27 protein-coding genes are annotated in these 24623 nt (G+C 58.6%); 7 read left to right on the forward strand and 20 right to left on the reverse strand.

What is annotated here, in order from left to right; all coding sequences use genetic code 11:
- The first annotated feature begins 38 nt into the window (after positions 1–38).
- Complete coding sequence (locus FQU85_RS00930) at positions 39–4082, forward strand: PAS domain S-box protein (protein ID WP_145843673.1); 4044 nt, start codon at positions 39–41, stop codon at positions 4080–4082.
- 265 nt (positions 4083–4347) lie between these two features.
- On the opposite strand, the gene gvpM is transcribed toward FQU85_RS00930, so the two are convergent.
- Genes gvpM through FQU85_RS00980 form a run of 10 tightly spaced genes read right to left on the reverse strand, consistent with a single transcriptional unit; the run spans position 4348 to position 10207 of the window.
- Positions 4348–4596 carry a gas vesicle protein GvpM gene (gene gvpM, locus FQU85_RS00935; protein ID WP_145843674.1) on the reverse strand — a complete coding sequence of 83 codons (249 nt, stop codon included), beginning with the start codon at positions 4594–4596 and terminating at the stop codon, positions 4348–4350.
- A complete protein-coding gene (gene gvpL, locus FQU85_RS00940; RefSeq protein ID WP_145843675.1) occupies positions 4596–5450 on the reverse strand; it encodes a gas vesicle protein GvpL in 855 nt (284 codons plus the stop codon). Before gvpL ends, gvpM begins: the two co-directional genes overlap by 1 nt.
- Entirely contained in the window at positions 5447–5788 is a 342-nt protein-coding gene (locus FQU85_RS00945; RefSeq protein WP_145843676.1) for a gas vesicle protein K, read from the reverse strand. The genes gvpL and FQU85_RS00945 overlap by 4 nt, the downstream gene beginning before the upstream one ends.
- Positions 5789–5790: 2 nt before the next feature.
- Entirely contained in the window at positions 5791–6141 is a 351-nt protein-coding gene (gene gvpJ, locus FQU85_RS00950) for a gas vesicle protein GvpJ (protein WP_145843677.1), read from the reverse strand.
- Positions 6134–6565: a protein gvpI gene (locus FQU85_RS00955; RefSeq protein ID WP_240792437.1), complete on the reverse strand. Its 432-nt coding sequence runs from the start codon at positions 6563–6565 to the stop codon at positions 6134–6136. The genes gvpJ and FQU85_RS00955 overlap by 8 nt, the downstream gene beginning before the upstream one ends.
- Positions 6558–7124, reverse strand: coding sequence for a gas vesicle protein GvpH (gene gvpH, locus FQU85_RS00960; RefSeq protein ID WP_145843678.1), 567 nt, complete (start codon positions 7122–7124; stop codon positions 6558–6560). Before gvpH ends, FQU85_RS00955 begins: the two co-directional genes overlap by 8 nt.
- Positions 7124–7375, reverse strand: coding sequence for a gas vesicle protein GvpG (gvpG, locus tag FQU85_RS00965; RefSeq protein ID WP_145843679.1), 252 nt, complete (start codon positions 7373–7375; stop codon positions 7124–7126). Before gvpG ends, gvpH begins: the two co-directional genes overlap by 1 nt.
- Positions 7376–7378: 3 nt before the next feature.
- Positions 7379–8020 carry a gas vesicle protein GvpF gene (gene gvpF, locus FQU85_RS00970; protein ID WP_145843680.1) on the reverse strand — a complete coding sequence of 214 codons (642 nt, stop codon included), beginning with the start codon at positions 8018–8020 and terminating at the stop codon, positions 7379–7381.
- A complete protein-coding gene (locus FQU85_RS00975; protein WP_145843681.1) occupies positions 8013–8594 on the reverse strand; it encodes a PadR family transcriptional regulator in 582 nt (193 codons plus the stop codon). The genes gvpF and FQU85_RS00975 overlap by 8 nt, the downstream gene beginning before the upstream one ends.
- A 2-nt stretch (positions 8595–8596) precedes the next feature.
- Positions 8597–10207 carry a gas vesicle protein GvpD basic region 2 domain-containing protein gene (locus FQU85_RS00980; protein WP_145843682.1) on the reverse strand — a complete coding sequence of 537 codons (1611 nt, stop codon included), beginning with the start codon at positions 10205–10207 and terminating at the stop codon, positions 8597–8599.
- 223 nt (positions 10208–10430) lie between these two features.
- Here FQU85_RS00980 and gvpA point away from each other — a divergent pair, with 223 nt between their 5' ends.
- From gvpA to FQU85_RS01010, 6 genes are all read left to right on the forward strand, one after another.
- Entirely contained in the window at positions 10431–10661 is a 231-nt protein-coding gene (gvpA, locus tag FQU85_RS00985) for a gas vesicle protein GvpA (RefSeq protein WP_145843683.1), read from the forward strand.
- 87 nt (positions 10662–10748) lie between these two features.
- Positions 10749–11897, forward strand: a complete 1149-nt coding sequence (locus FQU85_RS00990; protein ID WP_145843684.1) for a MucR family transcriptional regulator — start codon at positions 10749–10751, stop codon at positions 11895–11897.
- Complete coding sequence (gene gvpN / locus FQU85_RS00995) at positions 11894–12937, forward strand: gas vesicle protein GvpN (protein WP_145843685.1); 1044 nt, start codon at positions 11894–11896, stop codon at positions 12935–12937. The genes FQU85_RS00990 and gvpN overlap by 4 nt, the downstream gene beginning before the upstream one ends.
- A 23-nt stretch (positions 12938–12960) precedes the next feature.
- Positions 12961–13392: a gas vesicle protein gene (locus tag FQU85_RS01000; protein WP_145843686.1), complete on the forward strand. Its 432-nt coding sequence runs from the start codon at positions 12961–12963 to the stop codon at positions 13390–13392.
- Between the two features lie 22 nt (positions 13393–13414).
- Positions 13415–14176, forward strand: a complete 762-nt coding sequence (locus FQU85_RS01005; protein ID WP_145843687.1) for a ParA family protein — start codon at positions 13415–13417, stop codon at positions 14174–14176.
- A 175-nt stretch (positions 14177–14351) separates the two neighbouring features.
- Complete coding sequence (locus tag FQU85_RS01010; RefSeq protein WP_255473837.1) at positions 14352–15251, forward strand: GAF domain-containing protein; 900 nt, start codon at positions 14352–14354, stop codon at positions 15249–15251.
- Positions 15252–15519: 268 nt separating this feature from the next.
- Here FQU85_RS01010 and FQU85_RS01020 read toward each other — a convergent pair whose 3' ends face one another.
- The 10 genes from FQU85_RS01020 to ilvB form a co-directional block, all read right to left on the reverse strand.
- On the reverse strand, positions 15520–15972 hold the full coding sequence (locus FQU85_RS01020) for a hypothetical protein (protein WP_145843689.1): 453 nt from the start codon (positions 15970–15972) through the stop codon (positions 15520–15522).
- A 6-nt stretch (positions 15973–15978) separates the two neighbouring features.
- Entirely contained in the window at positions 15979–16500 is a 522-nt protein-coding gene (locus FQU85_RS01025) for a hypothetical protein (protein WP_145843690.1), read from the reverse strand.
- Between the two features lie 133 nt (positions 16501–16633).
- Positions 16634–17644: a site-specific integrase gene (locus FQU85_RS01030; RefSeq protein ID WP_145843691.1), complete on the reverse strand. Its 1011-nt coding sequence runs from the start codon at positions 17642–17644 to the stop codon at positions 16634–16636.
- Positions 17645–17925: 281 nt separating this feature from the next.
- Entirely contained in the window at positions 17926–18888 is a 963-nt protein-coding gene (locus FQU85_RS01035) for an isocitrate/isopropylmalate dehydrogenase family protein (protein ID WP_145843692.1), read from the reverse strand.
- Entirely contained in the window at positions 18881–19492 is a 612-nt protein-coding gene (leuD, locus tag FQU85_RS01040) for a 3-isopropylmalate dehydratase small subunit (protein WP_145843693.1), read from the reverse strand. Before leuD ends, FQU85_RS01035 begins: the two co-directional genes overlap by 8 nt.
- Positions 19489–20904 (reverse strand): 3-isopropylmalate dehydratase large subunit, encoded by a 1416-nt coding sequence (gene leuC / locus FQU85_RS01045; RefSeq protein ID WP_145843694.1) that lies wholly within the window; start codon positions 20902–20904, stop codon positions 19489–19491. Before leuC ends, leuD begins: the two co-directional genes overlap by 4 nt.
- Positions 20897–21118 carry a hypothetical protein gene (locus FQU85_RS01050; RefSeq protein ID WP_145843695.1) on the reverse strand — a complete coding sequence of 74 codons (222 nt, stop codon included), beginning with the start codon at positions 21116–21118 and terminating at the stop codon, positions 20897–20899. The genes leuC and FQU85_RS01050 overlap by 8 nt, the downstream gene beginning before the upstream one ends.
- Before the next feature lie 2 nt (positions 21119–21120).
- A complete protein-coding gene (ilvC, locus tag FQU85_RS01055) occupies positions 21121–22158 on the reverse strand; it encodes a ketol-acid reductoisomerase (RefSeq protein ID WP_145843696.1) in 1038 nt (345 codons plus the stop codon).
- Positions 22155–22766 carry an acetolactate synthase small subunit gene (gene ilvN / locus FQU85_RS01060; RefSeq protein ID WP_145843697.1) on the reverse strand — a complete coding sequence of 204 codons (612 nt, stop codon included), beginning with the start codon at positions 22764–22766 and terminating at the stop codon, positions 22155–22157. Before ilvN ends, ilvC begins: the two co-directional genes overlap by 4 nt.
- Positions 22763–24499, reverse strand: coding sequence for a biosynthetic-type acetolactate synthase large subunit (gene ilvB / locus FQU85_RS01065; protein ID WP_145843698.1), 1737 nt, complete (start codon positions 24497–24499; stop codon positions 22763–22765). Before ilvB ends, ilvN begins: the two co-directional genes overlap by 4 nt.
- Between the last annotated feature and the right edge of the window lie 124 nt (positions 24500–24623).

The following is a 24623-nucleotide window of genomic DNA, read 5'->3' on the forward strand; positions in this document are numbered from 1 at the left end:
TTTCCACGCCAAACCAAACTGGTGAGCATTAAAGGAATATGATACAGAAAAGTGATGATTTTCGTGTATTGACTGTCACCAACGATACAGAGGTCGGTAGACAACTGGCAACAACCTTGGCGGATACAGATGATCGGCTCATCGTTGACGCGTATTCAGAGGAAGTTTATACCAACGGTAGCCTTACTGAGGAGTTCATTTCACAGTTTCTGATTGCCGATTGTATCGTGAGTACCGATCACGTTCTCAAGCAATGTCCCATAGACTTCGTGGAGGCGGTCCGTGCGGAATCGCCCGCCCTCCCATTCGTTCTTTTGACCGAGAGTACCAGCGCTTCTGAACCAGCCGTTCCTGGCGATTGTCTTGCCGCTGCAATCGGTCAAGAGATCACCGACTGGTTCCCCATAGAATTTGTCTACGAACGTCCGGAGAGCGTTGCTACGCGTATTATTGATACTATTGGCGGGCTGTCGTCGCACGTTCAGCCGCGTGAGCCAGCAGCCCAGAGAACCTTGGAAGTATGTCCTGACGCTGTGACTGTGGCTGTAGATGGAGACTTCGTGTATGTGAATGAAGCAGCCGTTGAGTTATTGGGTGCATCAACTCGTGGTGAACTTTTGGATCGACCAGTAAGTGACGTTTTGCACCCGGAGAATCAAGAAGAAATTCTGGAGAATATGGAGTCAATCACAGGGCGTGAACGGGTCGTTTCAGATCGTCCTCGAAAACTCTTAACGCTTGATGGCAGGGTCATTCACGTCGAAGTAACGGCACGCAACGTCGAATGGGAAGACCAGCAGGCTGTCGTTGCCATTCTGCATGATGTGACTGAGCGTGTCAGGCAACAGCGAGAGCTGGAGCGACAGAACGAACAATTCGAACAGATCGCTGCCCGGCTTGAGCAAACGGTCATCTGGATGGCGACCCCCGATCTCCAGCAGACGGTGTACGTGAGTCCGGGATACGAATCGATCTGGGGGCGCTCTACTGATTCCCTATACGAGGATTTTGAGTCCTTCCTTAACGGCGTACACCCCGATGATCAGGAACGGATAGAAGAACAGCTAGCACAGCTGCGGGCGGATGCTGCACATGGTGACGCCCAACCGGAGTATAAGCAGGAATTCAGGGTATGCCATCCTGATGGGACTGTCCGATGGGTTGAAAACACCACATTCCCGCTACGCAACGGCGATGAGGTAATACAGTGGATTGGGATCACTACTGATATCACGACACGGAAAGAGCGCGAGCAAGATCTCCGACAGTACCAAACAGTCATTAAGGCGCTTGACAATCCCGTGTGGGCGACCGATGAAGAGGGAAACGTGACGTTCGTGAACCAGCAGTTTTGTGAGTCAGCGGGGCAGCCGCGTGAAGCGCTTCTTGGACGACCAATCCACGCAGTATTCCGTACCGAGAAGAATGTGGCTGAGGAAGCGGCGACATCACTCAGGGATGCTGTTGAGGCGATTCTTCGCAGCGAGAAAGACAACGCTCACCGTGAGCTAGAAATCACTCACTCTGACTCCTCCATGGTTCGAAACGTACAGGTCGTTCCGCTGGTTGAAGAAGGCGACATCACAGGTGCGATCGGGATTGATTACGATATTACTGAGCAGAAGCGACAGGAGGAGAAACGCAAGCAAACGATTGATCGGGTCACGGATGCCATCGTCAGAGTTGATGACGAGTGGCAGTTCACTTTTGTTGACGAGCAAGCTGAAGATTACTATGAGATGACTGAAGAGGAACTTCTCGGACGGGATTTTTGGGAGGTATTTGAAGGAGTTCGGAATACTCGGTTTGAAGACGCGTATCGACACGTCATGGGAACGCGGGAGCCGATGTCGGTTGAGGAATATTCGTCCGATTTAGATGACTGGTTCCACGTTGAAGTGTACCCCGACGATCGCGGCGGATTATCGTTCTATTTCCGTGAAATTACTGAACGTAAAGAACGCGAGGAAGAACTCCAGATGAAAACACGCGCGATGGAGGAAGCTCCGATCGGGATTCTCATCACCGATCCTTCTCAGGATGATAACCCAATTATTTACGCTAATACAGGGTTTGAACGCTTAACTGGTTATACGAAAGAAGAAATCTTGGGCCGGAACTGTCGGTTTCTCCAGGGCGAGGAGACAGACCCGGAACCGGTCGCAGCGATGCGCAAAGCGATTGACAATCAAGAATCGGTGTCAGTTGAACTCCGCAATTACCGGAAAGATGGCACTCGGTTCTGGAATCACATGACAATCGCCCCCATAACGAACGATGCAGGCGATGTGACGCACTATGTCGGGTTTCAGGAGGACGTGACAGAGCGCAAGGAGTACGAACAGACCCTACCAGCCCTACATGAAGCGACGAACGACTTCATCCAAGCATCATCGCAAACTGAGGCTGCCGAGCAGATAGCCGATACTGTAGAAATGGCCACCGGGTTATCGGCCGTTGCCGTCTACCACTACGACGACAAGGACGGAGTTCTTCGGCCGGCTGCCAGTTCTACTACTCTTCAGGAACTCGTCGGCAATCTACCCGTCTTTGGTCCGGGTGAGGGGATCGCGTGGCGTGCCTTCACAACTGGGGAGTCGGTTGCGTACGATGATATTCGGACTGTTGATGACGTGTATAATCCCGAAACGCCGATCCGAAGTGAGCTTATTGTGCCGGTCGGTGACCACGGCGTCATTTTAGCTGGGAGTCCGGAGCTGGGAGCAGTTACCGAATATGACCGCAAACTCGTAGAACTACTGGCCCTCTCCGCGGAAGCTGCGATCAATACGATTGAGCAACAAACCCAGTTACGGGCTCGACAACAGGAGCTGGATCAGCGGAATCAACAACTTATGCGTATTAATAAACTAAATGATATAATTCGAAATATTAATCAGATTCTCATCAAATCAGACACGCCCGATACCATCACCCAGGGCGTTTGTGATCAACTGGTTGAAATTGATCAAATAGAATTTGCATGGATTGCCAAACCAGAACTAGATAGTCAAGCGGTACAGCCGACAGCGTGGAGTGGATCCGACCGTTCGTACCTAGATCAGCTTGGTGAGTCAATCGGCGACGAAGTAGCCCCAGATGAACCGACTGTCCAAGCGGCCCGGACCCAGGAGTCCGTTTCTGTTCCCAACATCGCACGGCAACCCTCTAGTGACTGGCAAACGTCGGCGCTTCAACAGGGCTATAGCTCCGTTTTGAGTGTTCCGCTCATCTATGAGGAGTCCTTCTATGGGGCGTTGAGTGTGTACGCGTCTGATCAGCAATTCTTTGAGGAGGAATACCAAGACGTGATGACTGAATTGGGTAAAATGACAGGATTAGGCATAAATACGATAAACCAACGTGACGCACTGCTGGGGAAACAATACACGACTATCACGCTCCAGATAGACGGTGTTGCATCTTCCAAGCAGCCCTTCCTCAACTTATCCAATCAACTCGGATGTGAGGTAGAACTCAGCACGATCCTCTCAAGTAAGCGAGGCCACATTGTGTACGCACAAATCCAGGATGTCACGGCTACAGATGTGATCGAATTCGCTGAGAAAACTTCGGAGATCAACCACGCACGTCAGGTTCAAGGGACGAATCACTGCGAGACAGAGCCTTGCCTGTTTGAATTTCTCGTGAGAGAAACGTGTTTGGCGATTCAGATTGCTGACCAAGGAGGGGTGCCAAAGACAATAACCTTTAACAATAACCGCGGACGGGTTATTGCAGATCTGCCCCCAACAGTAGAACCAGCAACCCTCATAGAATCGCTGCAATCTCAGCAATCCTCTATCCAACTTGTCTCAACAAGCACTCAACAAAATCCAATTGAGTCATCTGATATCTTCAATCAGGACTCAAGTGAATCACCTAATATCTACATATTGCAGAATGATCTCACCTCCGCTCAACGAGAAGCGGTTGAAGCCGCATATGCGGGTGGATTTTTCGAGTGGCCGCGTGACAGCACCGGGGAAGAAATCGCGGATGTCTTAGGAATCTCCCAGCCAGCCTTCTCGGAACGGTTACGAGCAGCTCAGCGAAAAATCATCGCCGCGTACTGTCGTTAAGAGAAGCTGAGATTTGACATCCTCCTCTGCGTAAACGCGGAGATATCCCGAGCGGTGGGAGTTTCAGGTTTACAGTTCAATCGGCGGACTACCAGCCCCTTTCGGGCGCGGATGGTCCCACAACGTCGGACTGGTGGGCTGCTGGTCATGCCAAGTGGCCGTTACCCCTATTCTCAACTACGCTCATGCCGACGACTCGTAACTTGAAGACTATTCTGTCAATGAAACCGCGGACACATACTATTTCAGTGGCTTCACAGTCGGGTTACAACTCGTCGGGTTGAGCGTCTGAAATATCGCCTCTCTGCTGGTGTCGATGCGTAGCATCCCAGTCTTCAAATATACCGTAGTCCGTCATTGTCGTCATGCCAGCGATTGCTGCCCGGAGACTAATTCCGATTAGCGGAATATCGGCAACTGTCACGATTACATCCGCTTGAACTACGACACCCTCGCGTAACAATACGTCAACAAACTCGACTATCGCGTGTGTCTCGTCTTTCGTTGGCTCCATTACTCTGCCCCGATATCTGGCGCAAACGTATATGGGGGCCATGGCCCCGTGAATCGAATCTCTACTCCGTCCTGTTCGACGATTGTATCTAATCGATCGCCGAGGGCAGTTTCGTTGTCCTCGTCTGCAAGAACGGCTACCCGGAGGATCTGTTCCTGTTCAGCAGATGAGTGGGTATCATCGGAGAGCGTAGGACGCGATTCCTGTTCGGCGAGGTCGTTCACGACCGGGGTGATAGCCTCCGTCAATTGCTCTGCGAGGTCTGTCCGTTGATCTTGTTTCAGCTCTTGAATGCGCTTCTCATATTGTTTCTCAAGCAGGAATCGTTTCCCTGCACCCGCTTGCTGCTGGCGCTGTTGCAATTCCTGAAGCCGGTCATCCTGCTCCGTAATTCGGTCCTCAAACGGGGACGAGTCCCACAAGAGGGTGATGCGGTACTCCCACATTCCTGCAAACGACTGTAAGTCATCGTGAATGTTCTCATAGTGCTCGGCCAGCCAGTCTTCGACACTTGCATCACCACCCTCAAGCACTGTGTCAAACCGCATCGGCAACGGTGTCCCGAATACGTCACTCGCCGCATCAACCACCTGCTGGTGGGTAACCACCCATTGCTTTACCTGGTCGAGATCGTCTGTTTTGTAGACGGTCTCACAATCGTGGACAACGGCACCGATCCCGTCAGTCTCAATGACGTAGACGGGATTCTCATCAATGCCCGTCGTGGAGAGGGTCTCCGTGTCCGAGGCAGTGGTATCAACCACGCAGTACAGATAGCGTCCCTGCTGGACAGGTTGTTCGTCGTCCGCCGCTGTGGTCTGTGCGTCGTCCAGTGATTGGGAGTGATCCGTCATATGTCGTCGCCCTGTCCGTGCGCTGATCGCCGGGAAGCGTCTGTTTCGTGCTCGGACAGCTGGTCAATCGCGTCGCGGACGACGTGGTCGAGATCCTCCTTGAAGTCGGATACGTCGTCGTCGATGTCTTCCTGCTGTTTCAGCCGCTCGAGTTCGTCTTCTAGGGCCTGCAATTGCTGCCCTAATTGTTCGATTTCCTCCTCCGAGAGTGTTCCCGATTCCATCCGACGGACGGCTTCTCGTTCGAGGGCCTCAACCAGCAGTTCGATAACAGTTATAACCAGTGCTGTCAGGCCACCTTGGATATCCTCGGCGTCGTCATCAAGAGCCAGTTCCATATTTAGTCACTCTGCTCCGACGATGAGGGTGCTGTCGGCGAGGGGCCATCCGACGGGGGGGTTGTAGATTCAGTCTCTGACGAGGACCCCGTCTCAGCGTCGGACTCGGATGGGTCTGATGAGATATTCGCAGCAGATTCAACCTGCTCCATATCTGTGCCGGTCGGGAATTCGAGCCCGTATTCAGCCGCTGTTTCGAAAGAAGCAATCGCGGCCCGCAGCTCGATCCCAAGCAGTTCCGTATCGCCAACGCTGACGACGACATCGGCGTTGACGACGACCCCCTTATCCAACAGCATCTCCAGCATCTCGGCGAGATCGCCCTGCGAGCGCGTCGGTTTGGGGTCACTCATCGGTTTGGTCCCCGCCGGCGTCACGGTCTGATGGAGTCGTGGAGGCCTCCGAAGCACTAGCGGACTCCGCGGTGTCGCTTGTTGTTTGCTGGTGGAGACGCTGTCCGTATAAGCGCTCGCGGCCTACCATATCCGAGTATTTCGGAGTTTTCGGAACGGTCGAGTGAGAGTTCCGAGCCGCATTTTCCGCGTTCGTCTTCTGCGGCGGCATCGTTGAGTGTGCTGTTGGATTCTCGACGCCGTCCTCATCATCATTTGTATCGTCACGTCGGGCTTCCGACTGCTTCCGGTTGCGCTTCCGCCGTTGGGCGAGTTTTTCCCGCTGTTGGAGCAACTTCCGGCGGGCTTTGTCCCGATTGATCTGGGCTTTGACCCGTGCTTGTTGTGCTTTCTGCTCGTGTTGTTGCTGTTGTTTGTCACTCATTGGTCGTCCCTCCATTGGAGTCCGATTCGCGCGAGACGCGAATTTCGAGTACCTGGTTATTGATGGTCATATCAGTGATTGTCATCTCGGACTGGTCAAGCGGAATCCGCTTCACCTCGTTCTCATTGATCCGGAGGATCAGGGCTGGCTCATCAGCATCGAGGTCAACATCTACGTCATCCTCATCAGCCACGCCAGGCAAATCCGCGATCACGACGAGTTCGTCGTCACTCGGCCCCTCACGGGTTTCGATAGGTACCGAATCCTCTGTCGCTCGCTGGTGACGCGATCGCCGTTCGTGCGACCGATGCGGTGATGACCTCGTAGTCGATGATTGATTACGTTGTCCCAGCCCGATGGAAACATCGTAATTGTAATCGATACGGCTTGTTCCGCGGTCAATCTGGCCTGACCCACGGCGGTGGCCCGCTTCCTCCTCGTCGATCTCGGCGAGTGTCTCAAGAAGGGTACGCAGCTGGTCAAGCAGACCCGTCGGCTGGGTAGATGTATTGTCGCGCTCGTCGTCGGATGTATCGTCGTTGTTTTTGTTGGGTGGCATTATTGTTTGACCTCCATGCGGCCGCGCATTTGTTCTTGGATCTGTTGCGCCGTTTCGAGTTGTGTCTCAAGCTCTTGCTTGCGCTGCTGGTATTCCTCTTCGGACCGCTCACCAATCTCATAGAGGAGGCGGTTCTCCTTGATGTCGTCCTGAATTGCGTCGGTATCGTACATTTCATCCAGTGCCATCGTATGCAGGATATCCAGCAGCGAGAGAAACGGTTTCACCAACAGGTCGTCCACGAGGAACATGCATTATCGCCCTCCTTGTTGTTCGGCCCCGATATGGATATCCACAAAGTTGTATGGGGGCCATGGGCCCGTGTACTTGATGGTCAACTCGTCGTCGTACTCTGCTTCAATCTCGTCAATCGCGGCATCGAAGGCGTCACGTTGGTCGCGGTCCACGAGGTACGACTTGTTGACGATCAAGCGGTCCGTGAAGAGATCGTTCTCTGTCTCGTTGATGCTCAACTCTGTCAGTCGATCTGTGACGGTTGCTTGGATGTCTTCCTGAGGGATCGTATCGTCAGCAGGCGCGAGTATCTTCACCCCGAGTTCAACGGTTCCCTCAATATCGTTGAGCGTACTGCGCAACGCGCGTCGTGCGCCCCGTAGGACGCCTTTGATCGTGCGCTCGTTTTTGAACGCCATCCCGAAACTCATCGGCACGACCGTGCGTCCACCATCGTACTCCAACACGTGTTGGAGGACAGTATTATGCGCCTCCACGTCCTCGTCGGTGCGGTCGGGTTCAGTCGTGTCGATGTCGGACACGACCGCGGAGAAGTTCTTGTAATCGACCGTGTAAATCTGGTCTGCGCCAGCGACGCCTTCGACATCTAATTCGAGGTCTTCCTGTTCAATGATGCCGTACGTGTATAGGTTCTCACTCATCGATCTCACTCCGGTGGGATTGGGATTGTGACTGATTGGCGTTGCAATCGGTCAGGACTTCCTTGAGAACGACCGAAAACAGCAGCAACTGCTCGGCCGCATGGTCTACTCGGGTTAATGCTACGTCAGGATCGGAAAGGCGATACACTTTGCGCTTGCTCAATTTTTGCATTTCAAGAATACCGTCGTCCGCAAGGTCACTTAAATGCGGATATACTGTACCCGGACTCAGGTCTGTCCCAAACAATCGCCGAATATCTTGTAACAGGTCTTTGCCGCAGGCTCCATCGCGCACAGCGATTAAGAGGAGGAGAATCGCGTCGATGTGTTCGGTAACGATTTCATCACTGATCGTGTGCAGCTGGTCATTGTCAACCCACCCGTCTATCGGAGCGACCGCGTCATCAGTCAGCGGCGTATCCGTGTACCGTTGCGCCGCTCCTTCATCATGCGGCTGGTCTTCGTGAGCTGACGTACCGTCGGAGTCGATCATCGATTCGAGATCGGATACTGTGAGCGAGAGTGCGGTGTCGGCGTCGATGTCCGCGGTGAGTTCCTCCAGCAGGTCGTCCATTGTTAGACCATCTCCGTGAGCGTGATCTTGGGGATCGACTCTGACTGGCTGATGCCGATACCGAGCAGAGGCGTCAACGGGTTTTCGCCATACAGGATGATGGCGTCACTGGACCGTTCCAGCCGGAAGTGCATATCGGCAACCCGATCCGCTCGCGTGCGGAGTTCAGTACCTGGCTTGGTGATGAGGAGTGCCAGATCGTTGTGGAGAGCGACATAATTCGCAAAGTCACCCAGCCGGGTTTCGAACGCCTCCTGCGCCGTGTCCATGCTGATCACGTGTAATAACGGGTTTTCACTTTCTTCTCGCACCTGTTCAACGTAGGCCATGTATGGCTCGTACGCGAGTTGCCCGCCTTCTATGGGTGACTCAAGATCCTCATCGGTCGGGTTCGACTGGCCACCTCCTGTACCTGCATCCATCGAACGTGGCTCATCGGCCTGCTCATCTGTCTTATCTGCCGGCGTCGCTTCATCGGCGGGTGTGGTTGCCGTTGTCATCTCAGAATCGGACGTATCGGTGTCCAGTTGGTCGTACCGATCTGCATCGTCAGAGGGACCGGCGTATGTTTCGAAAATATGGCAGTAGGTATTGAAGACCTGGGGAGAGAGCACCGTATTGAGATCGTTGTGGAGTAAGCCGGGGCTGCCCTCCCGAGGCGGGACAACCGCAACGCCCATCTCCTGAGCAAGGAAGTTACGAATCGCCGGGAGCGTCAACACGCTCCACGCGTCACGAGAGAGATCAGGCCCAAGGTCGAGATGAACGACGCTGCCGCGGTTATAGCCTCCCGAGAGGATACGGTCAAGATCACGGATGCCAGTCGAGAATTTCGCCTTCGAATTTGCCAGGGGATCCCACGTGCCATTCCCGGTTCCTGTTCGGAGGGTTGGTAATTCGACTGGCGTGATCGCTTGGAACTTGCCGTCGGCAAGTGTAAACGGCTGTAAGCGGTTGCTGATTCGAACACCCCGAAGCTTTTCCAAGCGAAGATGCCGACGCGTTCGGCCGCGGTCGTCCTCTTCAACATCAAGGGTGACGACACCATCGACGATGTATCCAAGCGATGAGGACTCCGCTGTTTCTGACACCAACATCAAACGAATGTTCTCTTCGCGGGCAAGAACGACCAGTTGATTCGTCACTGTCTCGATGTCGGGGGGGTCGTCGTGGCGCGTCGCCAAGTACTCGTAGATGAGTTCCCAGCTATCGAATGCGATTGTGAGTTGCGTGGTCGCGGCGTTGATCTCTTGGATCCATTCGAGTAACGAATCCAGATCGAGTTTCTCGAATGGCACGTCTACGTCCAGTGGGAGTTCGAATGGGTCTTGGGAGAGGTCAAGAATCGCGGTTGTGTCAAGTGAGGAGTGATCGTCGAAGTACATCTCGTGAACCGTCTCCTGATCAACGCGTGTGGACACGTAGAGGACATCCCCATCCCGGTTCAACACATCGAGACCGCGGATCGTAAACAAGGTTTTGCCCGTGCCTGGTGCACCGTTGACGAGGAGCGTTTGCCCGGTGTCACCCGTGAAAAACTGGCTAATCTCACGTGGGAACAGCGCGAGCCCGGTGTGGTCTGTGGGCGGTTGAGCTGGGCTGGATGAACTCATTACTTTCCTCCAGTCGGTGGCGATAGAGTACCTCAACTAATCGGTGAGGCTTTCTTCGCGTAACGACTGCATAGGGGACTTTATATTCTCCTTACTTAGAGGTGCGACTCATTACAGGGGGTGAAACGGTTGATGAAACGGCTGATGAAACGGCTACTGAAACTATACACACCATTTTGTAACAACCGAGTACAGTTAGAGATGGGTTCACCCCAGATCATCAATGGCGCAGCCAGATTCCTCAAGCTTGGCAGAAGTCCTTGATCGCGTACTGGACAAAGGTGTCGTCGTGGACGTGTGGGCTCGCGTGTCGCTTGTCGGCATCGAGATCCTGACCGTCGAGGCGCGGGTCGTCGCCGCCTCGGTGGACACCTTCCTCCACTACGCAGAAGAAATCGCCAAGATCGAACAAGCCGAACTTACCGCCGGCGCCGAGGCGGCACCCGAGGCCTAACCTAGGCTTCCCCCTTCGGCACGGCATAAGAGAGGTGAATAGCTTGCAAACTACCATTAACACCCTTCTCGGGTACACAGTAATCCCATGAGTGTCACAGACAAACGCGACGAGATGAGAACGGCCCGCGAGGAATTCGCGGAGGCACAGTCCGAATTCGAATCATACGCTGACGAGTTTGCAGCTGATGTCGCGGCACAACAAAACGAGATTAATAACCTCGTTGATGAGATCGGCGACTTTCAGGCGGAGATGACCAGTACGACAGATGCGTTTCACACATATAGTGACGAGTTTGCCGCTGAGGTTGACCAGCTCCGTGCCGATATTGACGCCCAGCGGGACGTAATCCGTGAACTCCAGGACGCATTCGAGGCGTATGCTGACACCTTCGCTACAGATGTCGCAGCCAAACAAGATATCGGCGAGCTCCTGGCTGCGATTGAGGCGCTCCGAACGGAAATGAACACAACTCACGAGACGTTCGACGCATACACAGAGGATTTCGCAGCCGATGTCGCTGCGCTCCGCGATATCTCTGATCTGGTTGCAGCAATCAACGACCTGCGAGAGGAATTCATCGCCGTACACGACGCGTTTGACGACTACGCTGCTGACTTCGATGCCGAGATCAACCAGTTCCACGCTGCCACCGCGGATCAACGCGAGAGCTTCGACGCTACCGCCGACGCCTTCGAAGAGTACCGAGAGGAGTTCCATGGCGAAGAGGTAGAAGCACTACTCGAGGCGATCGATGACTTCCAACAGGAGATCGGCGACTTCCGAGCGGAGTTCGAAGCGACTGAGGACGCCTTTGCTGCCTTCACTCGTGACTTCTACGGCGACGAAATTACGGCTGAAACAGTCACCACTGAAACGGAAGCCGAACCCGTCGAGACTGATGCGGACGTAGATGCGGAAGCAGAGGCCCCTCCAGACGAAGCTAGCAGCGAATCCGTCGATACCGCGGACGAAGAGACCGAGCCGGTTGAAGTTGAAACGACGGCTCCGGAAGCAGAAAGTAGTCCTATGGACGCGACAGACGAAGCTGAAGAGGAGGAAGCAGAGGAAGAGACAGGGGAAGAAGCGCCGGAAGACATGATTAAGTGTCGGGTCTGTGGCGAATACTATCAGGCGATCACTGAACCCCATCTCCAGACGCACGATATGACGATTCAGGAGTACCGTGACGAATTCGGTGAGAACGTCCCGCTTCGGCCGGATGATCAAGCATGACAGACGGGTCCCGGAAACGCAAAGTACGCGGCTCCCAGATTCGCTCCTCACACGAGGAGAAGCAACAGCAGCGAACGCAGCATCGGGAGGACAAGGAACTCGAACGACTCGACAAGCAACATGACGGTCGTAGTCGAGAGCCACCGACTGACCGTGAGGGGGGGTTTACCCCTGAGGAACAGCCGTTTATCGAGACGGAGGCAGTCAAGCAAGTCCAAACGCGAATGGAACGGTGGCTCGATGTTGGGCGGCCTGTCCACGTGATCGGCCCCACCGGCTCTGGCAAAACCTCGCTGGCGATGCACGTCGCACGGGAGCGCGACCGGCCCGTGGTCTGGATCAATGGCGACGCCGAGCTCACGACAAGCGACCTCGTTGGCGAATACGCCGAAAAGGAGCGAATCTCGGAACGAGACCAATTCATCCACAACGTTGTCAAAAGCAAGGATATCATCCGGGATCGGTGGGTAGACAATCCGCTGACACTCGCCGTGCAAGAGGGCGCGACACTCGTCTATAACGAGTTTTCCCGCACCAAGCCGGTAGCGAACAACGTGCTATTATCGGTCTTCGAAGAAGGTGTGCTTGAGTTACCAGGGAAACGTGGCGAATCGCGCTACGTCGATGTCCATCCCGAGTTTCGAGCAATCTTAACCTCGAACTCTGTCGAGTATGCTGGTGTCCACGAGCCGCAAGACGCGCTACTTGACCGTCTCATCGGTATCCACATGGATTTCTACGACCTCGAGACGGAGATCGAGATCGTTCAAGCCCATGTGGAGGAACCTGACGGTACGGAGATCGACCAGATTGTGCGAGTAATACGCGAACTGCGCGAGGAGCTTGATATCACTGTCGGCACGCGGGCCGCAATCATGGCCGCTGAAGGGGCGACTACCGTTGACACGCTTGACCAGGCGACCTTAGCCGACATCTGCACGGACGTGCTGGCCTCAAAAGTCGCCCAACGGAGTGATGTCCACGACTTACGAAATAATATCGAGGCTACACTTGACGAGATGGGAGCCAGTCATTCTTAAGACTCGGCTCCCCAGATAGAAGCATGGCAGACCCAGCAAACGACCAATCAGGTTACGACAACGAGAGCGAACGCACCGAGGTGCCGTCCTCTCCCGACAGAGAGGAAGCGTCAGCACCAGCAGACGCCAACGACGGCGGCACCGATCAAGATACGACGGGCGACGAAGATATCTCATCATCAACGAGTGAGACACTCACTCTTGTCGATGCTCAAAATCGGGCACAGGAGGCAGCGGAAGAGCTATTAGACCACAAATTCGAGGGAATTATCAAAGCGGAGACAGCGGATGGTGACGGCTGGCGGACGGTCGTCGAAGTCGTTGAACGGAGTGCTGTCCCTGACACACAAGATATTATTGGCCGCTACGAAATCATGCTTGATGCGGCCGGGGAGGTTACCGGCTACGAACTCCTTGAACGGTATCGACGTAACGATATGAAAGAAGAGCTGTAGCGGTACAGAGAATGCAACAGACATGGCCTATCGGTTGACTGTGGCAAATGAGAAAGGCGGTGTGGGGAAAACGACGACTGCAATTAATGTTGCTGGAGCCCTTGCTGACCGTGGGCATGAGGTTCTATTTGTTGATCTTGATGCGCAGGGAAATGGAACGATCGGACTTGATCTCGACACAGCGTATACCGACGACGAACTTTCCCTGTATGATATCCTCATAGATCTGGACGAGCAACAGAAGATTGATGCGGTGATACGCTCGGACGAAGAATTCGATGTGCTCCCTTCTCACGTTGATATGTTTAATGCTGAGTCTGAGCTGCAAACAGCGATGCGTGGGCGTGAACGGCTATGGATGGCCTTAGATGAGCTTGACGCCGAATATGCCTATGTCATCGTTGATGCGCCCCCATCGTTGGGATTACTTACAGATAATGCACTCCTTGCCTGCCGGAATGTTCTCATCCCAGCCCTCCCTGAAGAGGCGTCCCAGCATGCACTGAATATCCTGTTGAGCCATATTGATACACTGGAAGATGGATATGGCGTTGACATTAATATAGTCGGGCTCGTCGCTAACAGAATCGAGGTGGATGGCGAAACTGACCGGATGCTGGAGTGGTTTGCCGATCAGTATGGGTCACTCCCAATCTGGAAGATCCGGAATCGAGTTGTGCTCAAGCGTGCATGGGCGAATGGAACATCAGTGTTCGCTCATTCGGAAACAACGGATATGAAGGAGCGATTTCATACTATCGCTGCTCATCTCGAACAGGGATAGATAGAGATGATTAGTTGCCACTCTTGAAACACAACTTAGCCACATCGAACGAACACGGGAACTTGTAGAGCTCGCTGGACGATTTGTTCCCGAGTCCGGCACTGACGTTATGAGAATCCTGCCCGCTTAAGCCCCATGGGTGTGAGTTATTACGCAGTTCAACGGAGATGGAACGCTGACACCCACCGCGTATTCGGCACAGGTAGAGACGCTCATCGGTGAACCGCCCACACTACCCCCTGGAAATAGTCTCGCGTGGCGCGTCTACACGAATCAGGAGGCCGCCACCTTCGACGATGTCCGCACTGCTGAGGACGTGTATAACCCCACGACGCCATTTCGGAGCGAACTCATCTATCCGCTCGGCAATCATGGCGTGCTCCTAATTGGTGACACGGAGATTGGAGCCTTCGATAGAGACACAGAAGAACTCGCGGACCTACTTGCAACGGCCGCAGAAACAGCACTTGACCGCGTCGCCTGGGCCCAACAACTCCAGACTCAGAAGCAGGACGCACAGCGGCAAGCCCAGCAACTTACCCGTGCGAATCAGATTAACGAGAAACTGCGCGAGAGTATTCAGGCGATCATCGAAGCTGACACACGCCAAGAAATCGAACAGGCAATCTGTACGCACCTAACCGAGATCGATCGGTTCGCGTTCGCCTGGGTCGGGAAACCCACGCCGACAGGGGATGCTGTCACGCCAGTTGCGTGGGCAGGGTCCAATTCGGAATACATAGAAGATTTGTCAGGACATCTCGATATAGACTCTCATCTACCAGCTGTGCAAACAATCCGTGAGCGCGAGCCAACCAACGTCTCAACGGTTGCAGACGCAGCAAATCAAGAACCGTGGCGCCAACTAGCGCTCCTCCACGAGTATCAGTCCGCTATCAGCGTCCCCATCATCTACGACGAGACTTTGTATGGCGCACTCACAATATATGCGACTCGCCCGTCAGCGTTTGATGAACGTTCGACAGCCGTCTTGCAACCACGGGTATTGCGTTCCGGGCATACCGGCACCAGAGAACGCGGTATCTCCGCGATGCGACGCTTGGCTTCGGGCTGATGACACTGGGGGTCTTGATTGAGGGCGTGCTCTATCAGGTAACTCCGCTTTCGTTGACACAAGTACATATCATTGAATCAGTGGCGATCGGGGCCGGATTCGTTACCCTCCTCTACTCGTTCCTGCAATAAGCTATCCTTGCTGCATATACTCTCTACATCTCACACGCCGATCTCAGAAAGTCAGCATCCCGTTATGTTGGAAAGTATGAGGGCTTTTGTCAATCCCTATTAATCGATATTGAATCATGAGCCTTCCAGAAGATATTCTATTGCCACTGGATCTTTGATAGTTGCTCCGGGATACTGACGAGTCGCTGTTCGAACGTTCGATACGGGTGTTCGTCTTCTACGTGCTCCGCTGATTGACGATCGGTCGTCCCGTCTGGATACTTTATCTGGAGGTGGACTGGCCCGTAGTCCGGTTCTGTCTCGTCAGCATGCCAGCCGAACCCACGACCGCTATCGGGTTCCCACCACTGAATCCAGTAATGGGGTCGCTCTCCCTCCAGATCGAATTCAACGCGAAGCCGGGCTTCCGGGGCTGCGTACTCGCGCTCGAGAAATGACACGGGATCGATCTTGGTGACGACTTCGTTGGCGTCCCTCCGAGACGGTTCGTACCACACAGTCTCACAGCCACCGGTTCTAGAGAGGCGGTCGTGGACGCGACGAAGGAGTTTCGGCTCGACAGGTCGCCACACCCCGAACACTGGCCCCACGGCGGGTCACCCCGCGCTCTCGAGATGGAGGTTGTCGGGGACGCCGTCGGTGAGTGACTGGATGTCGTCGTAGAGGTGAAGCGCGGTCTGGATGGTGTCACGGGAGCGGAGACTGTTCTCCCAGCGGCGGAGTGCCTGTCGTCGCTCGCTGATTTCGTCGGCCGGGAGGTCGTCTGCCAGCGTCGCTTCGAGGTCCTCCGGCGAGTCAACATCGTACGTCGTTTTCCACTCCTCGATTCGGTCAGCGATCGCTTCGAGCTCACCACGTAGCTCCTCTTTGTCGTTGGTCAGGATGAACTCACGTAACTGATCGAAGTACGCTCGCGTCGGGTCGGGGACGTACTTGTCATCGCTCGTCACGAGGAGTTCGCCCGAGTCGGCGAGATCGTCGAGATGTTTCTTCGCTGTATCCCACTTGACGTCGGCCTGCTCGGCGATCCAGTTGGCGGTTCGTGGCTCGGAGAGCGTCGTCGCAATCGTTTCAACCCGTTCCCGCGCGGTCATCGAATCGGTCCACGATTCAACCATAGTGGTGGCTACACGATGCAGTACCATATACTCTGGGGATAGACCCAATATAATGGAGTGAGGTGAGATTGCTCCTGTAAAAATCAGGAAAGCCGTCCGAGGTGGTTGCTCGATCAGGCCCTACTAGTCGGAGTTATAGATCATCGAGGTAGTCCCTCCGCTGCTCCATTTTCTCCCGTTCCGTCCGTCGGTCGTAGTGCTGGTCGATGACTGCTTGACTGACGTTTGCGCGGTCGCTGACGACCTTATCTGGCATGTCGTTGTTCAGGCTATGGGTGATACTACCGCGGCGGATGGCGTGCGGGCTAACACTCGACGGACACTTGCTTGCCGAGCCATGGGGTATTGCCTCACATTCCTCGGGGTCACGATCGTGCGGACATTCGTTTCCGATTGCACAGGGACGACTCCACTGGTACACGTACTCCCGCAGTGTCGTCTTCTGTGCCCGCCCCCGCCGGGATGCCAGTAGTGGCCGACGATTGTAGTCGTCCGTTACCTCAGGACGCTGGTTTTCGATCCAGTCCTCGAGGAGCGTGCAGAGTTGGTCAGAGAGCGCGACCAGCCGTTCGCCGTCGCCCTTGTTCTTGATTGGTGTGCCCGCGTCTGGGCGATGTCGGACTTCGAGGTACTGTTCCTCCGCGTCGAAGTCTTCGACGTCTAGGGCGTGGACTCCCCCGACACGCATCATCGTGTGCCACATGAGGGCGATCGCAACGTGGTCGATGGTGGCGTATTCGTACTTCTCTAAGTGGGCGAGCACTTCGGTGGCACGCTCCGTGTCGAGCATCACGTCTCGGGAATTTTCGTCCGGAGTGATCGACGGCGACAGCACTTTCTCGCTGAGATCTTGCTCAACGCCGTCGATGGACTCCAGCCACCGAATGAACACGCGAACCGTGTCCATCTGCGTCTTCTCGGCGACCTTGCTGAGGTCGCCTTCCTCGCGTCGCCACAGGCGGTACTTGTGAAGTTGCCGACCCGTGAGCGTGTTGAGGTTCGTGATGTCCTGTTGATTACACCAACGAACCAAGTGGTTGAGCCGGTACTCGTGGGCTTCGAGCGAGGCCTCAGCGAGGTCGTTTTCTTTGTCGGCCAAGTACAGTTCGAGCGCGGTTTCGGGATCGATTGGTTCGAGACTCATGGTTGGGTTGCCTCTCGTGCGAACCCCACGAGTCTCGGTTACTGCCCATCACAGACTTGCCGCGTCAGCTCCGTTACCGTCTGAAAGGAGGGTTGTGACGCCGCGTACCCGAAGCCTGCAGCGCCCATGTTTCTATCGACGAACCAAGTAGGAGGCCGGAACGGGGACGAGAACGGTGTTCAAGAGCGTGCCTCGGCCGCGACACTACCAGTACTCGAGACCGAGTCTCGTCGTTCAGGCGAGGCGGCGGATGACGGCGTAGGTTGTTGCGCCGCGGGACGTTAGAGGCGGTCGAGAACCGCGTCCGCGACCACGTCCGTCCCGGCGTCCCCGCCGAGGTCGGGCGTTCGCGGGCCGTCCGCGAGCACGGACTCGACGGCGCTCCGAACCGCCGCGGCCTCTTCCCCGTGGTCGAGGAAATCGAGCAGCATCGCTGCGGACAGGACGGTCGCCGCGGGGTTCGCGATTCCCTCGCCGGCGATGTCGGGCGCGCTCCCGTGTACGGGCTCGAAGAGGCCGCGCTCGCCGCCGATGTTCGCCGACGGCAAGAGGCCGAGGCCGCCGACGAGGCCGGCAGCGAGATCGCTCAACACGTCGCCCGCGAGGTTCGGCGTCACCACGACCTCGAAGTCGCTCGGGGAGAGACAGAGGTGGGTGGCGAGCGCGTCCATCAACACCGACTCGGTGGGGACGCCGCGTTCGCGCGCCACGCCTTCGACGGTTTCGAGGAACAGGCCGTCGGTCTCCCGCATCACGTTCGCCTTGTGCGCGACGTGGAACCCGTCGGGTGCGTAGTCGCACGCGTACTCGGCGAGCCGGCGACTCGCGTCCGCCGTCACCACCCGAGTGAGGGTGGCGCGGCCGTTCTCGCGGGACTCCGCGCCCGTGTAGACGCCCTCCGTGTTCTCCCGGAGGAAGACGACGTCGAGGTCGGGGCAGAGCGCGTCAACGCCCGGATACGCGCGGGCGGGCCGGACGTTCACGAACGACCCGACGGCCTCGCGCAGCGGGAGCACCACGTCCGCCGCGGTCTCGCCCGCCGCGCCGAACAGCGTCGCGTCCGCCGACGCCGCTCGCTCGCGCGTCTCCTCGGGGAGCGGCGTTCCCGTTTCCTCGGCGACGGCGTCGCCCGCGTCCGCGTGCACGAACTCGAAATCGCCGACGGCGTCGAGCACGTCCACCGCGACCGGCACAACCTCCGAGCCGATTCCGTCCCCGGGGATGACCGCGATTTCCTCAGACATCCGTATAGGGGAGGCTGTGCGCGGTCTCTTCGACGGCGTCGGCGTTCGACCGCAGGAGCGCCGTCGTGTCCCAGACGCCCTCCACGAGCGCCGTGTGCTGGGCGTCGTCCACCTCGACAGCGACCGTTCGATCGCCAAAGGTCACGGTCTCGTTCGCGACGTCGACAGTGACCTCGGCGTCCGGGTTCTCGTCGATGAAGTCCTGGAGGTCGGTGACGGTGTCGTGATCCGCGACGACGGTGGGGATGCCGAGCGCGAGGCAGTTCCCCGCGAAGATGTCGGCGAACGACTCGCCGACGATGGCGTCGATGCCCCACCGCATCAATGCCTGCGGCGCGTGCTCCCGGCTCGACCCGCAGCCGAAGTTCGCGTTCACCGCGAGCACGGACGCGCCCTCGAAGCGGTTCTCGTTGAACGGATGCTCCAGCGGCTCGTCGTCCTCGTCGAATCGCTGGTCGAAGAAGGCGAACTGCCCGAGGCCGTCGAACGTCACGACCTTCAGGAAGCGCGCGGGAATTATCTGGTCGGTGTCGATGTCGTCGCCGCGCACGGGAATCCCGGTGCCCGTGACTCGTTTCACGGTGTCGGCGGGCCCCCGGCTCATGCGGTCGTCACCTCCCGCATCGTCCGCACGTCCGTGACTTCGCCGGTGACCGCCGCCGCGGCGACCATCTTCGGGTTCATCAGAATCGTGCGGCCCTCCGTCGAGCCCTGCCGGCCGACGAAGTTCCGGTTCGAGGAGGACGCACAGACCTCGTCTCCCTCCAGCTGGTCGTCGTTCATCGCGAGGCACATCGAACACCCGGGGTCGCGCCACTCGAACCCCGCCTCGCGGAACACCTCGTCCAGGCCCTCGGCTTCCGTCGCGGCCTGCACGCGCTGACTGCCGGGGACGACGAGCGCGCGAACGCCATCCGCGACCTCGCGGCCCCGCACGACTTCGGCGGCGCGCCGCAAGTCGCGGAGGCGGGCGTTCGTACACGACCCGAGGAACGCCACGTCCACGAGATACCCCTCCATCGTCTCGCCCGGACTCACACCGACGTGTTCCTGCGCCTGCCGCGCCGTCTCCGGACTGTGACAGCTCTCCGGCTCCGGGATGGACTCGGTGACGCCGACGCCCTGCGCGGGCGTCGTCCCCCACGTCACCATCGGTTCGAGGGCGTTCGCGTCGATAGTGACCACGTCGTCGTACTCCGCGTCGTCGTCGGACCGAATCGACTCCCAGTACGGCTTCAGTTCCGCGAACCGCTCGGGGTCGTTCTCGAAGGCGTCCGTCTCGCGCAGCCAGTCGTACGTCGTCTCGTCGGGGTTGACGTAGCCGGCGCGCGCGCCGCCCTCGATGCTCATGTTGCAGATGCTCATCCGGCCCTCCATCGACAGCGACTCGATGGCGCTCCCCGCGTACTCGTACACGTAGCCCGACCCGCCGTCCGTGCCGAGGCGACGGATAACCTCCAGAATGACGTCCTTCGCGGAGACGCCGTCGCCGAGTTCGCCCTCGACGCGAACCTGACGCACGTTCGCCTTCTCCATCGCCACCGTACCAGTGGCGAGAACGTCCCGAATCTGGCTCGTGCCGATACCGAACGCGAGCGCGCCGAACGCGCCGTGCGTCGCCGTGTGGCTGTCGCCGCACACGACCGTCATCCCCGGCTGGGTGAGCCCCTGCTCGGGGCCGACGACGTGCACGATACCCTGGTCGCCCGTCCCCGGGTGGCTGAACTCGATGCCGGCGTCGCGGACGTTCTCCTCCAGTTCCGAGAGCATCTCCTCGGCGGCGTCGTCCGCGTACGGCCGGTCGCGGCCCTCCGTGGGAACGATGTGGTCGACCGTCGCGTGCGTCCGCTCCGGGTACGCCACGTCGAGGTCGCGCTCTTCGAGCATCCCGAACGCCTGCGGACTCGTCACCTCGTGCACCAGGTGCAATCCGACGAACAACTGGTCTTGTCCCGTGGGGAGCGTCGTCACGCGGTGTCGGTCGTAGACCTTGTCGTAGAGCGTTCGCTCACTCATCCTCGAACTCGCCGCCGCGCTCGAACACGCGGTTCGGCTCCTCTCGCGTCGAGTGCGTTACGTCCGCCATCTCGCCCTGTCCTCGCTCGTCCGTCGCGTCACGCCGCCCGCCGTCGGCCGCGACGGTTTCCCCGCGCGCGTACAGCCGTCGTCGGCTGTGCGCGGTGTCCGTGTGCGTGTGCGAGATCTCGTGCATGCTGGTTTCGTCGGTCATTGTCAGTCGTCCGCTGAGGCTTCGGCTGTCTCTCGCTCTTCGTCCTCGTTCCACGCGAACAGCTCGCGGAGATCCGCGCCCACGGCCTCGATGTCGTGGGCTTCCTCGGCGGCGACGAGCTGGTCGTAGCTCGGACGGCCCGCCTGGTTCTCCAGGATCCACTCGCGGGCGAACGTGCCGTCCTGCACCTCGCCGAGCACGTCCTCCATGTTCTCCCGCACGTCTTCGTCGATGATTTCGGGGCCCCGGGAGAGCCCGCCGTACTCCGCCGTGTCCGAGACGGAGTGCCACATCCCGCCGATGCCGTCCTCGTACATCAGGTCGACGATGAGCTTGAGTTCGTTCAAGCACTCGAAGTACGCCATCTCGGGGCTGTACCCGGCGTCCACGAGCGTCTCGTAGCCCGTCTTCACGAGCTCCGTGACGCCGCCGCAGAGCACGGCCTGCTCGCCGAACAGGTCGGTCTCGGTCTCCTCCTGGAACGTCGTCTCGATGACGCCGGCGCGCGTGCAGCCGATGGCCTGCGCGTACGCCAGTCCGATGTCGTGGGCGGCACCGGTCGCGTCCTGGTAGACCGCGAGCAGGCCCGGCGTCCCCTCGTCGTTCTCGTAGTTCCGGCGGACGAGGTGGCCGGGCGACTTCGGGGCGACCATCGTCACGTCCACGTCCTCACGGGGTTCGATCTGGCTGTAGTGGATGTTGAACCCGTGTGCGAACTGGAGCACGTCGCCCGAATCGAGTTCGTCCTCGATGTCCGCGTAGACCGCGGGCTGCACCGTGTCCGGCACGAGCACGCTCACCACGTCCGCCTCGCGAGCGGCCTCGCTCGGCGTCGCGACCCGCAGACCGTCCGCCTCGGCGGCGCTGCGCGAACTCGAACCGGGCTGCAGGCCGACAACCACGTCCACTCCGGAGTCGGCGAGGTTCTGAGCGTGCGCGTGACCCTGGCTGCCGTACCCGATGACGGCTACGGTCTTTTCCTGGATGTGCGATGCGTCGGCGTCTTCGTCGTAGTAGACGGGGTTCTCGAAGTCAGTCATTTGAGTCGGTCTGGGGCGATGGATGTCTTGGTCTCGCCGCGCGCGAGCGCGGTCTTGCCGGTGCGGGCTATCTCCCGGATGTCGAACTGGCGGAGCGCGTCGAGCGCGTCGTCGATTTCGCGCTCGGAGCCCGTGAGTTCGACCGTGACGCTGCGCGGCCCGGCGTCGAGAGTCGTACCGTCGTACATCTCCGTGATAGCGTGCACGCGCTCCGGCTCGTCCGCGTCCATCTTCACGAGCACCAGCTCGCGGGAGACGGCGTCTGAGCCGAGCTCGCGCGTGTGGATGACGGGCACGACCTTGTCCAGCTGTTTCTCTATCTGTTCGATGTTCGGGTCGGGTTCCTCCACCACCACGGTGACCCGCGACCACTCGGGGTTCTGCGTCGTCCCGACGGTGAGGGACTCGATGTTGTACTGGCGGCGGCTGAAGAGGTCGGAGACCTCGGAGAGGACGCCGGGTTCGTTCTCCACGAGCGCCGTGATGGTAGTGCGCCGGGGCTCCGGTTCCGCCTCGACCTCGGGGTCGATACGGATGCCCTGGCTGTTCCGTCGGCCCTCCGGACGGGGCCGTTCCTCGGGCGCGGGCCCCTGCAGTCCGTCGCTCACAGCTGATCACCCGCGAGCGCGAACAGGCCGTTGTCGCCGCCGCTCGGCACCATCGGATACACGTCCTCCTCCGGGTCGATGTGGACGTCGACGACAGAGGGGCCGTCGGCGGCGAGCGCGGCTTCGACGGTGTCCTCGACCTCGTCGTAGTCGTCGATGCGGAAGCCCGTCGCGCCGAACGCCTCCGCGAGCACGTCGAACTGGGGAATCCAGTCGTACTCCGAGGCCATCCGGCGGCCGTCGAAGAAGCCGTCCTGCCACTGGCGAACCATCCCGATGAACTCGTTGTTCAGGACGAACACCGTGAGGTCGAGGTTCTCGCGCGCCGCCACCGTGAGTTCCTGACACGTCATCAGGAAGGAACCGTCGCCGTCGAAACAGACGACGGACTGGTCGTCGCCGGCGGCGTACCGCGCGCCGATGGCGGCGGGGACGCCGTACCCCATCGTCCCCAATCCGTGACTGGACACCCACGTCCGGGGTTCGGTGAACGTCCAGTACTGCGCCGCCCACATCTGGTGCTGGCCGACCCCAGTGGTGACGAGCGTGTCGTCGTCCGTCGCGGCGTCGACGGCCTCGACGACGAACTGGGGTTTGACGGGGCCGTCCTCGTCGATGCTGTATTCGAGCGGGTAGTCGTTCTTCCACGTCCAGCACGTCGCCACCCACTCCTCGGTGTCCGGCGCGCGCGGGAGCGCGTCCGCGAACTGCCGGACGACCGCCGAGGCGTCCCCGACGAGGCCGTGGTCGGCCTGAATGTTCTTCGAGATCTCCGCCGGGTCGATGTCGACGTGAATGATCTCGGCGTCCGGCGCGAACGTCTCCACGCCGCCCGTGAGCCGGTCGTCGAACCGCGTGCCGACCGCGAAGATGCAGTCGGACATCGTGAGCGCGAGGTTCGCGTACCCCGTTCCGTGCATTCCCGCCCACGACAGCGAGAGGTCGTGGTCTTCGGGGAACGCGCCGATACCGGGCATCGTCGTCACGACCGGCACGTCGTTCTCGATGGCGAGGTCGCGGACGCGGTCGCTCGCCTCGGCCTTGATGACGCCGCCGCCCGCGAGAATCACGGGGCGCTCGGCGTCCGCGAATGCCTTCGCGGCCGCGTCCACGTCCGCGGGGTCGGCCTCGGTCGCCGGCCGGTACGTGTCCGGCAGGCGCGCCGACCCGGGTTCGCGGTCGGTATCCGCGTTCGTCACGTCCTTCGGCAGGTCGACGAGCGTCGGGCCCTGCCGGCCGCGCTCCGCCATCGCGAACGCCTCGCCGACCGTGTCACCGACGCTGTCGGCGTCGGTCGCGAAGTAGTTCTCCTTCGTGATGGGGCGCGTGACGCCCGTCGTGTCCGTCTCCTGGAAGGCGTCGCTCCCGACGAACTCCGTCGGAACCTGGCCCGTGAGCGCGACCACGGGGTCGGAGTCCATGTCGGCGTCCGCGAGCCCGGTCACGAGGTTCGTCGCGCCCGGCCCCGAAGTCGCCATGCAGATGCCGGGCGTACCGGTGACGTGGCCGTACGCGTCCGCCGCGTGCGCCGCGCCCTGTTCGTGCGCCATCGTCACGTGCGAAATCGGCGAGTCGTAGAGCGCGTCGTACACGGGCATGATGGCGCCGCCCTGCACGCCGAACACCGTGTCGACGCTCGCGTTCTCCAGCGCGCGCACGACGGACTCCGCGCCCGACGTGACTGGCTGTGCGCTCTCATCCGGATCTCGCTCTATCGTTCGTTCGCTACTCATCGGTCTGGGTGGGTGTGTCGTACATCGGTCGCTGACTGGTCGAGGTTCGCGGACGATACGTCGTGGGGGAGAAGCGAGCTAGTGGGCCATCGCGGCCCGTACGCGAATCGACGCGACGGCCGCG

This window comes from Salarchaeum sp. JOR-1, from assembly GCF_007833275.1.
Lineage (GTDB): Archaea > Halobacteriota > Halobacteria > Halobacteriales > Halobacteriaceae > Salarchaeum.

Bases quoted from the DNA above. Each gene is read 5' to 3' on its own strand.
- FQU85_RS01025 (WP_145843690.1), bottom strand. From the start codon at position 16,500: ATGGTTGAATCGTGGACCGATTCGATGACCGCGCGGGAACGGGTTGAA.
- leuD (WP_145843693.1), bottom strand. From the start codon at position 19,492: ATGAGCCGGGGGCCCGCCGACACCGTGAAACGAGTCACGGGCACCGGG.
- gvpJ (WP_145843677.1), bottom strand. From the start codon at position 6,141: ATGAGTGACCCCAAACCGACGCGCTCGCAGGGCGATCTCGCCGAGATG.
- gvpN (WP_145843685.1), top strand. From the start codon at position 11,894: ATGACAGACGGGTCCCGGAAACGCAAAGTACGCGGCTCCCAGATTCGC.
- FQU85_RS01030 (WP_145843691.1), bottom strand. From the start codon at position 17,644: ATGAGTCTCGAACCAATCGATCCCGAAACCGCGCTCGAACTGTACTTG.
- FQU85_RS00975 (WP_145843681.1), bottom strand. From the start codon at position 8,594: ATGGACGACCTGCTGGAGGAACTCACCGCGGACATCGACGCCGACACC.
- gvpF (WP_145843680.1), bottom strand. From the start codon at position 8,020: ATGAGTGAGAACCTATACACGTACGGCATCATTGAACAGGAAGACCTC.
- FQU85_RS00955 (WP_240792437.1), bottom strand. From the start codon at position 6,565: ATGAGTGACAAACAACAGCAACAACACGAGCAGAAAGCACAACAAGCA.
- gvpG (WP_145843679.1), bottom strand. From the start codon at position 7,375: ATGTTCCTCGTGGACGACCTGTTGGTGAAACCGTTTCTCTCGCTGCTG.
- FQU85_RS00945 (WP_145843676.1), bottom strand. From the start codon at position 5,788: ATGGAACTGGCTCTTGATGACGACGCCGAGGATATCCAAGGTGGCCTG.
- gvpH (WP_145843678.1), bottom strand. From the start codon at position 7,124: ATGCCACCCAACAAAAACAACGACGATACATCCGACGACGAGCGCGAC.
- ilvB (WP_145843698.1), bottom strand. From the start codon at position 24,499: ATGAGTAGCGAACGAACGATAGAGCGAGATCCGGATGAGAGCGCACAG.
- gvpA (WP_145843683.1), top strand. From the start codon at position 10,431: ATGGCGCAGCCAGATTCCTCAAGCTTGGCAGAAGTCCTTGATCGCGTA.
- ilvC (WP_145843696.1), bottom strand. From the start codon at position 22,158: ATGACTGACTTCGAGAACCCCGTCTACTACGACGAAGACGCCGACGCA.
- FQU85_RS01005 (WP_145843687.1), top strand. From the start codon at position 13,415: ATGGCCTATCGGTTGACTGTGGCAAATGAGAAAGGCGGTGTGGGGAAA.
- FQU85_RS00930 (WP_145843673.1), top strand. From the start codon at position 39: ATGATACAGAAAAGTGATGATTTTCGTGTATTGACTGTCACCAACGAT.
- FQU85_RS01050 (WP_145843695.1), bottom strand. From the start codon at position 21,118: ATGACCGACGAAACCAGCATGCACGAGATCTCGCACACGCACACGGAC.
- FQU85_RS01035 (WP_145843692.1), bottom strand. From the start codon at position 18,888: ATGTCTGAGGAAATCGCGGTCATCCCCGGGGACGGAATCGGCTCGGAG.
- leuC (WP_145843694.1), bottom strand. From the start codon at position 20,904: ATGAGTGAGCGAACGCTCTACGACAAGGTCTACGACCGACACCGCGTG.
- gvpM (WP_145843674.1), bottom strand. From the start codon at position 4,596: ATGGAGCCAACGAAAGACGAGACACACGCGATAGTCGAGTTTGTTGAC.
- gvpL (WP_145843675.1), bottom strand. From the start codon at position 5,450: ATGACGGATCACTCCCAATCACTGGACGACGCACAGACCACAGCGGCG.
- FQU85_RS00980 (WP_145843682.1), bottom strand. From the start codon at position 10,207: ATGAGTTCATCCAGCCCAGCTCAACCGCCCACAGACCACACCGGGCTC.
- FQU85_RS00990 (WP_145843684.1), top strand. From the start codon at position 10,749: ATGAGTGTCACAGACAAACGCGACGAGATGAGAACGGCCCGCGAGGAA.
- FQU85_RS01000 (WP_145843686.1), top strand. From the start codon at position 12,961: ATGGCAGACCCAGCAAACGACCAATCAGGTTACGACAACGAGAGCGAA.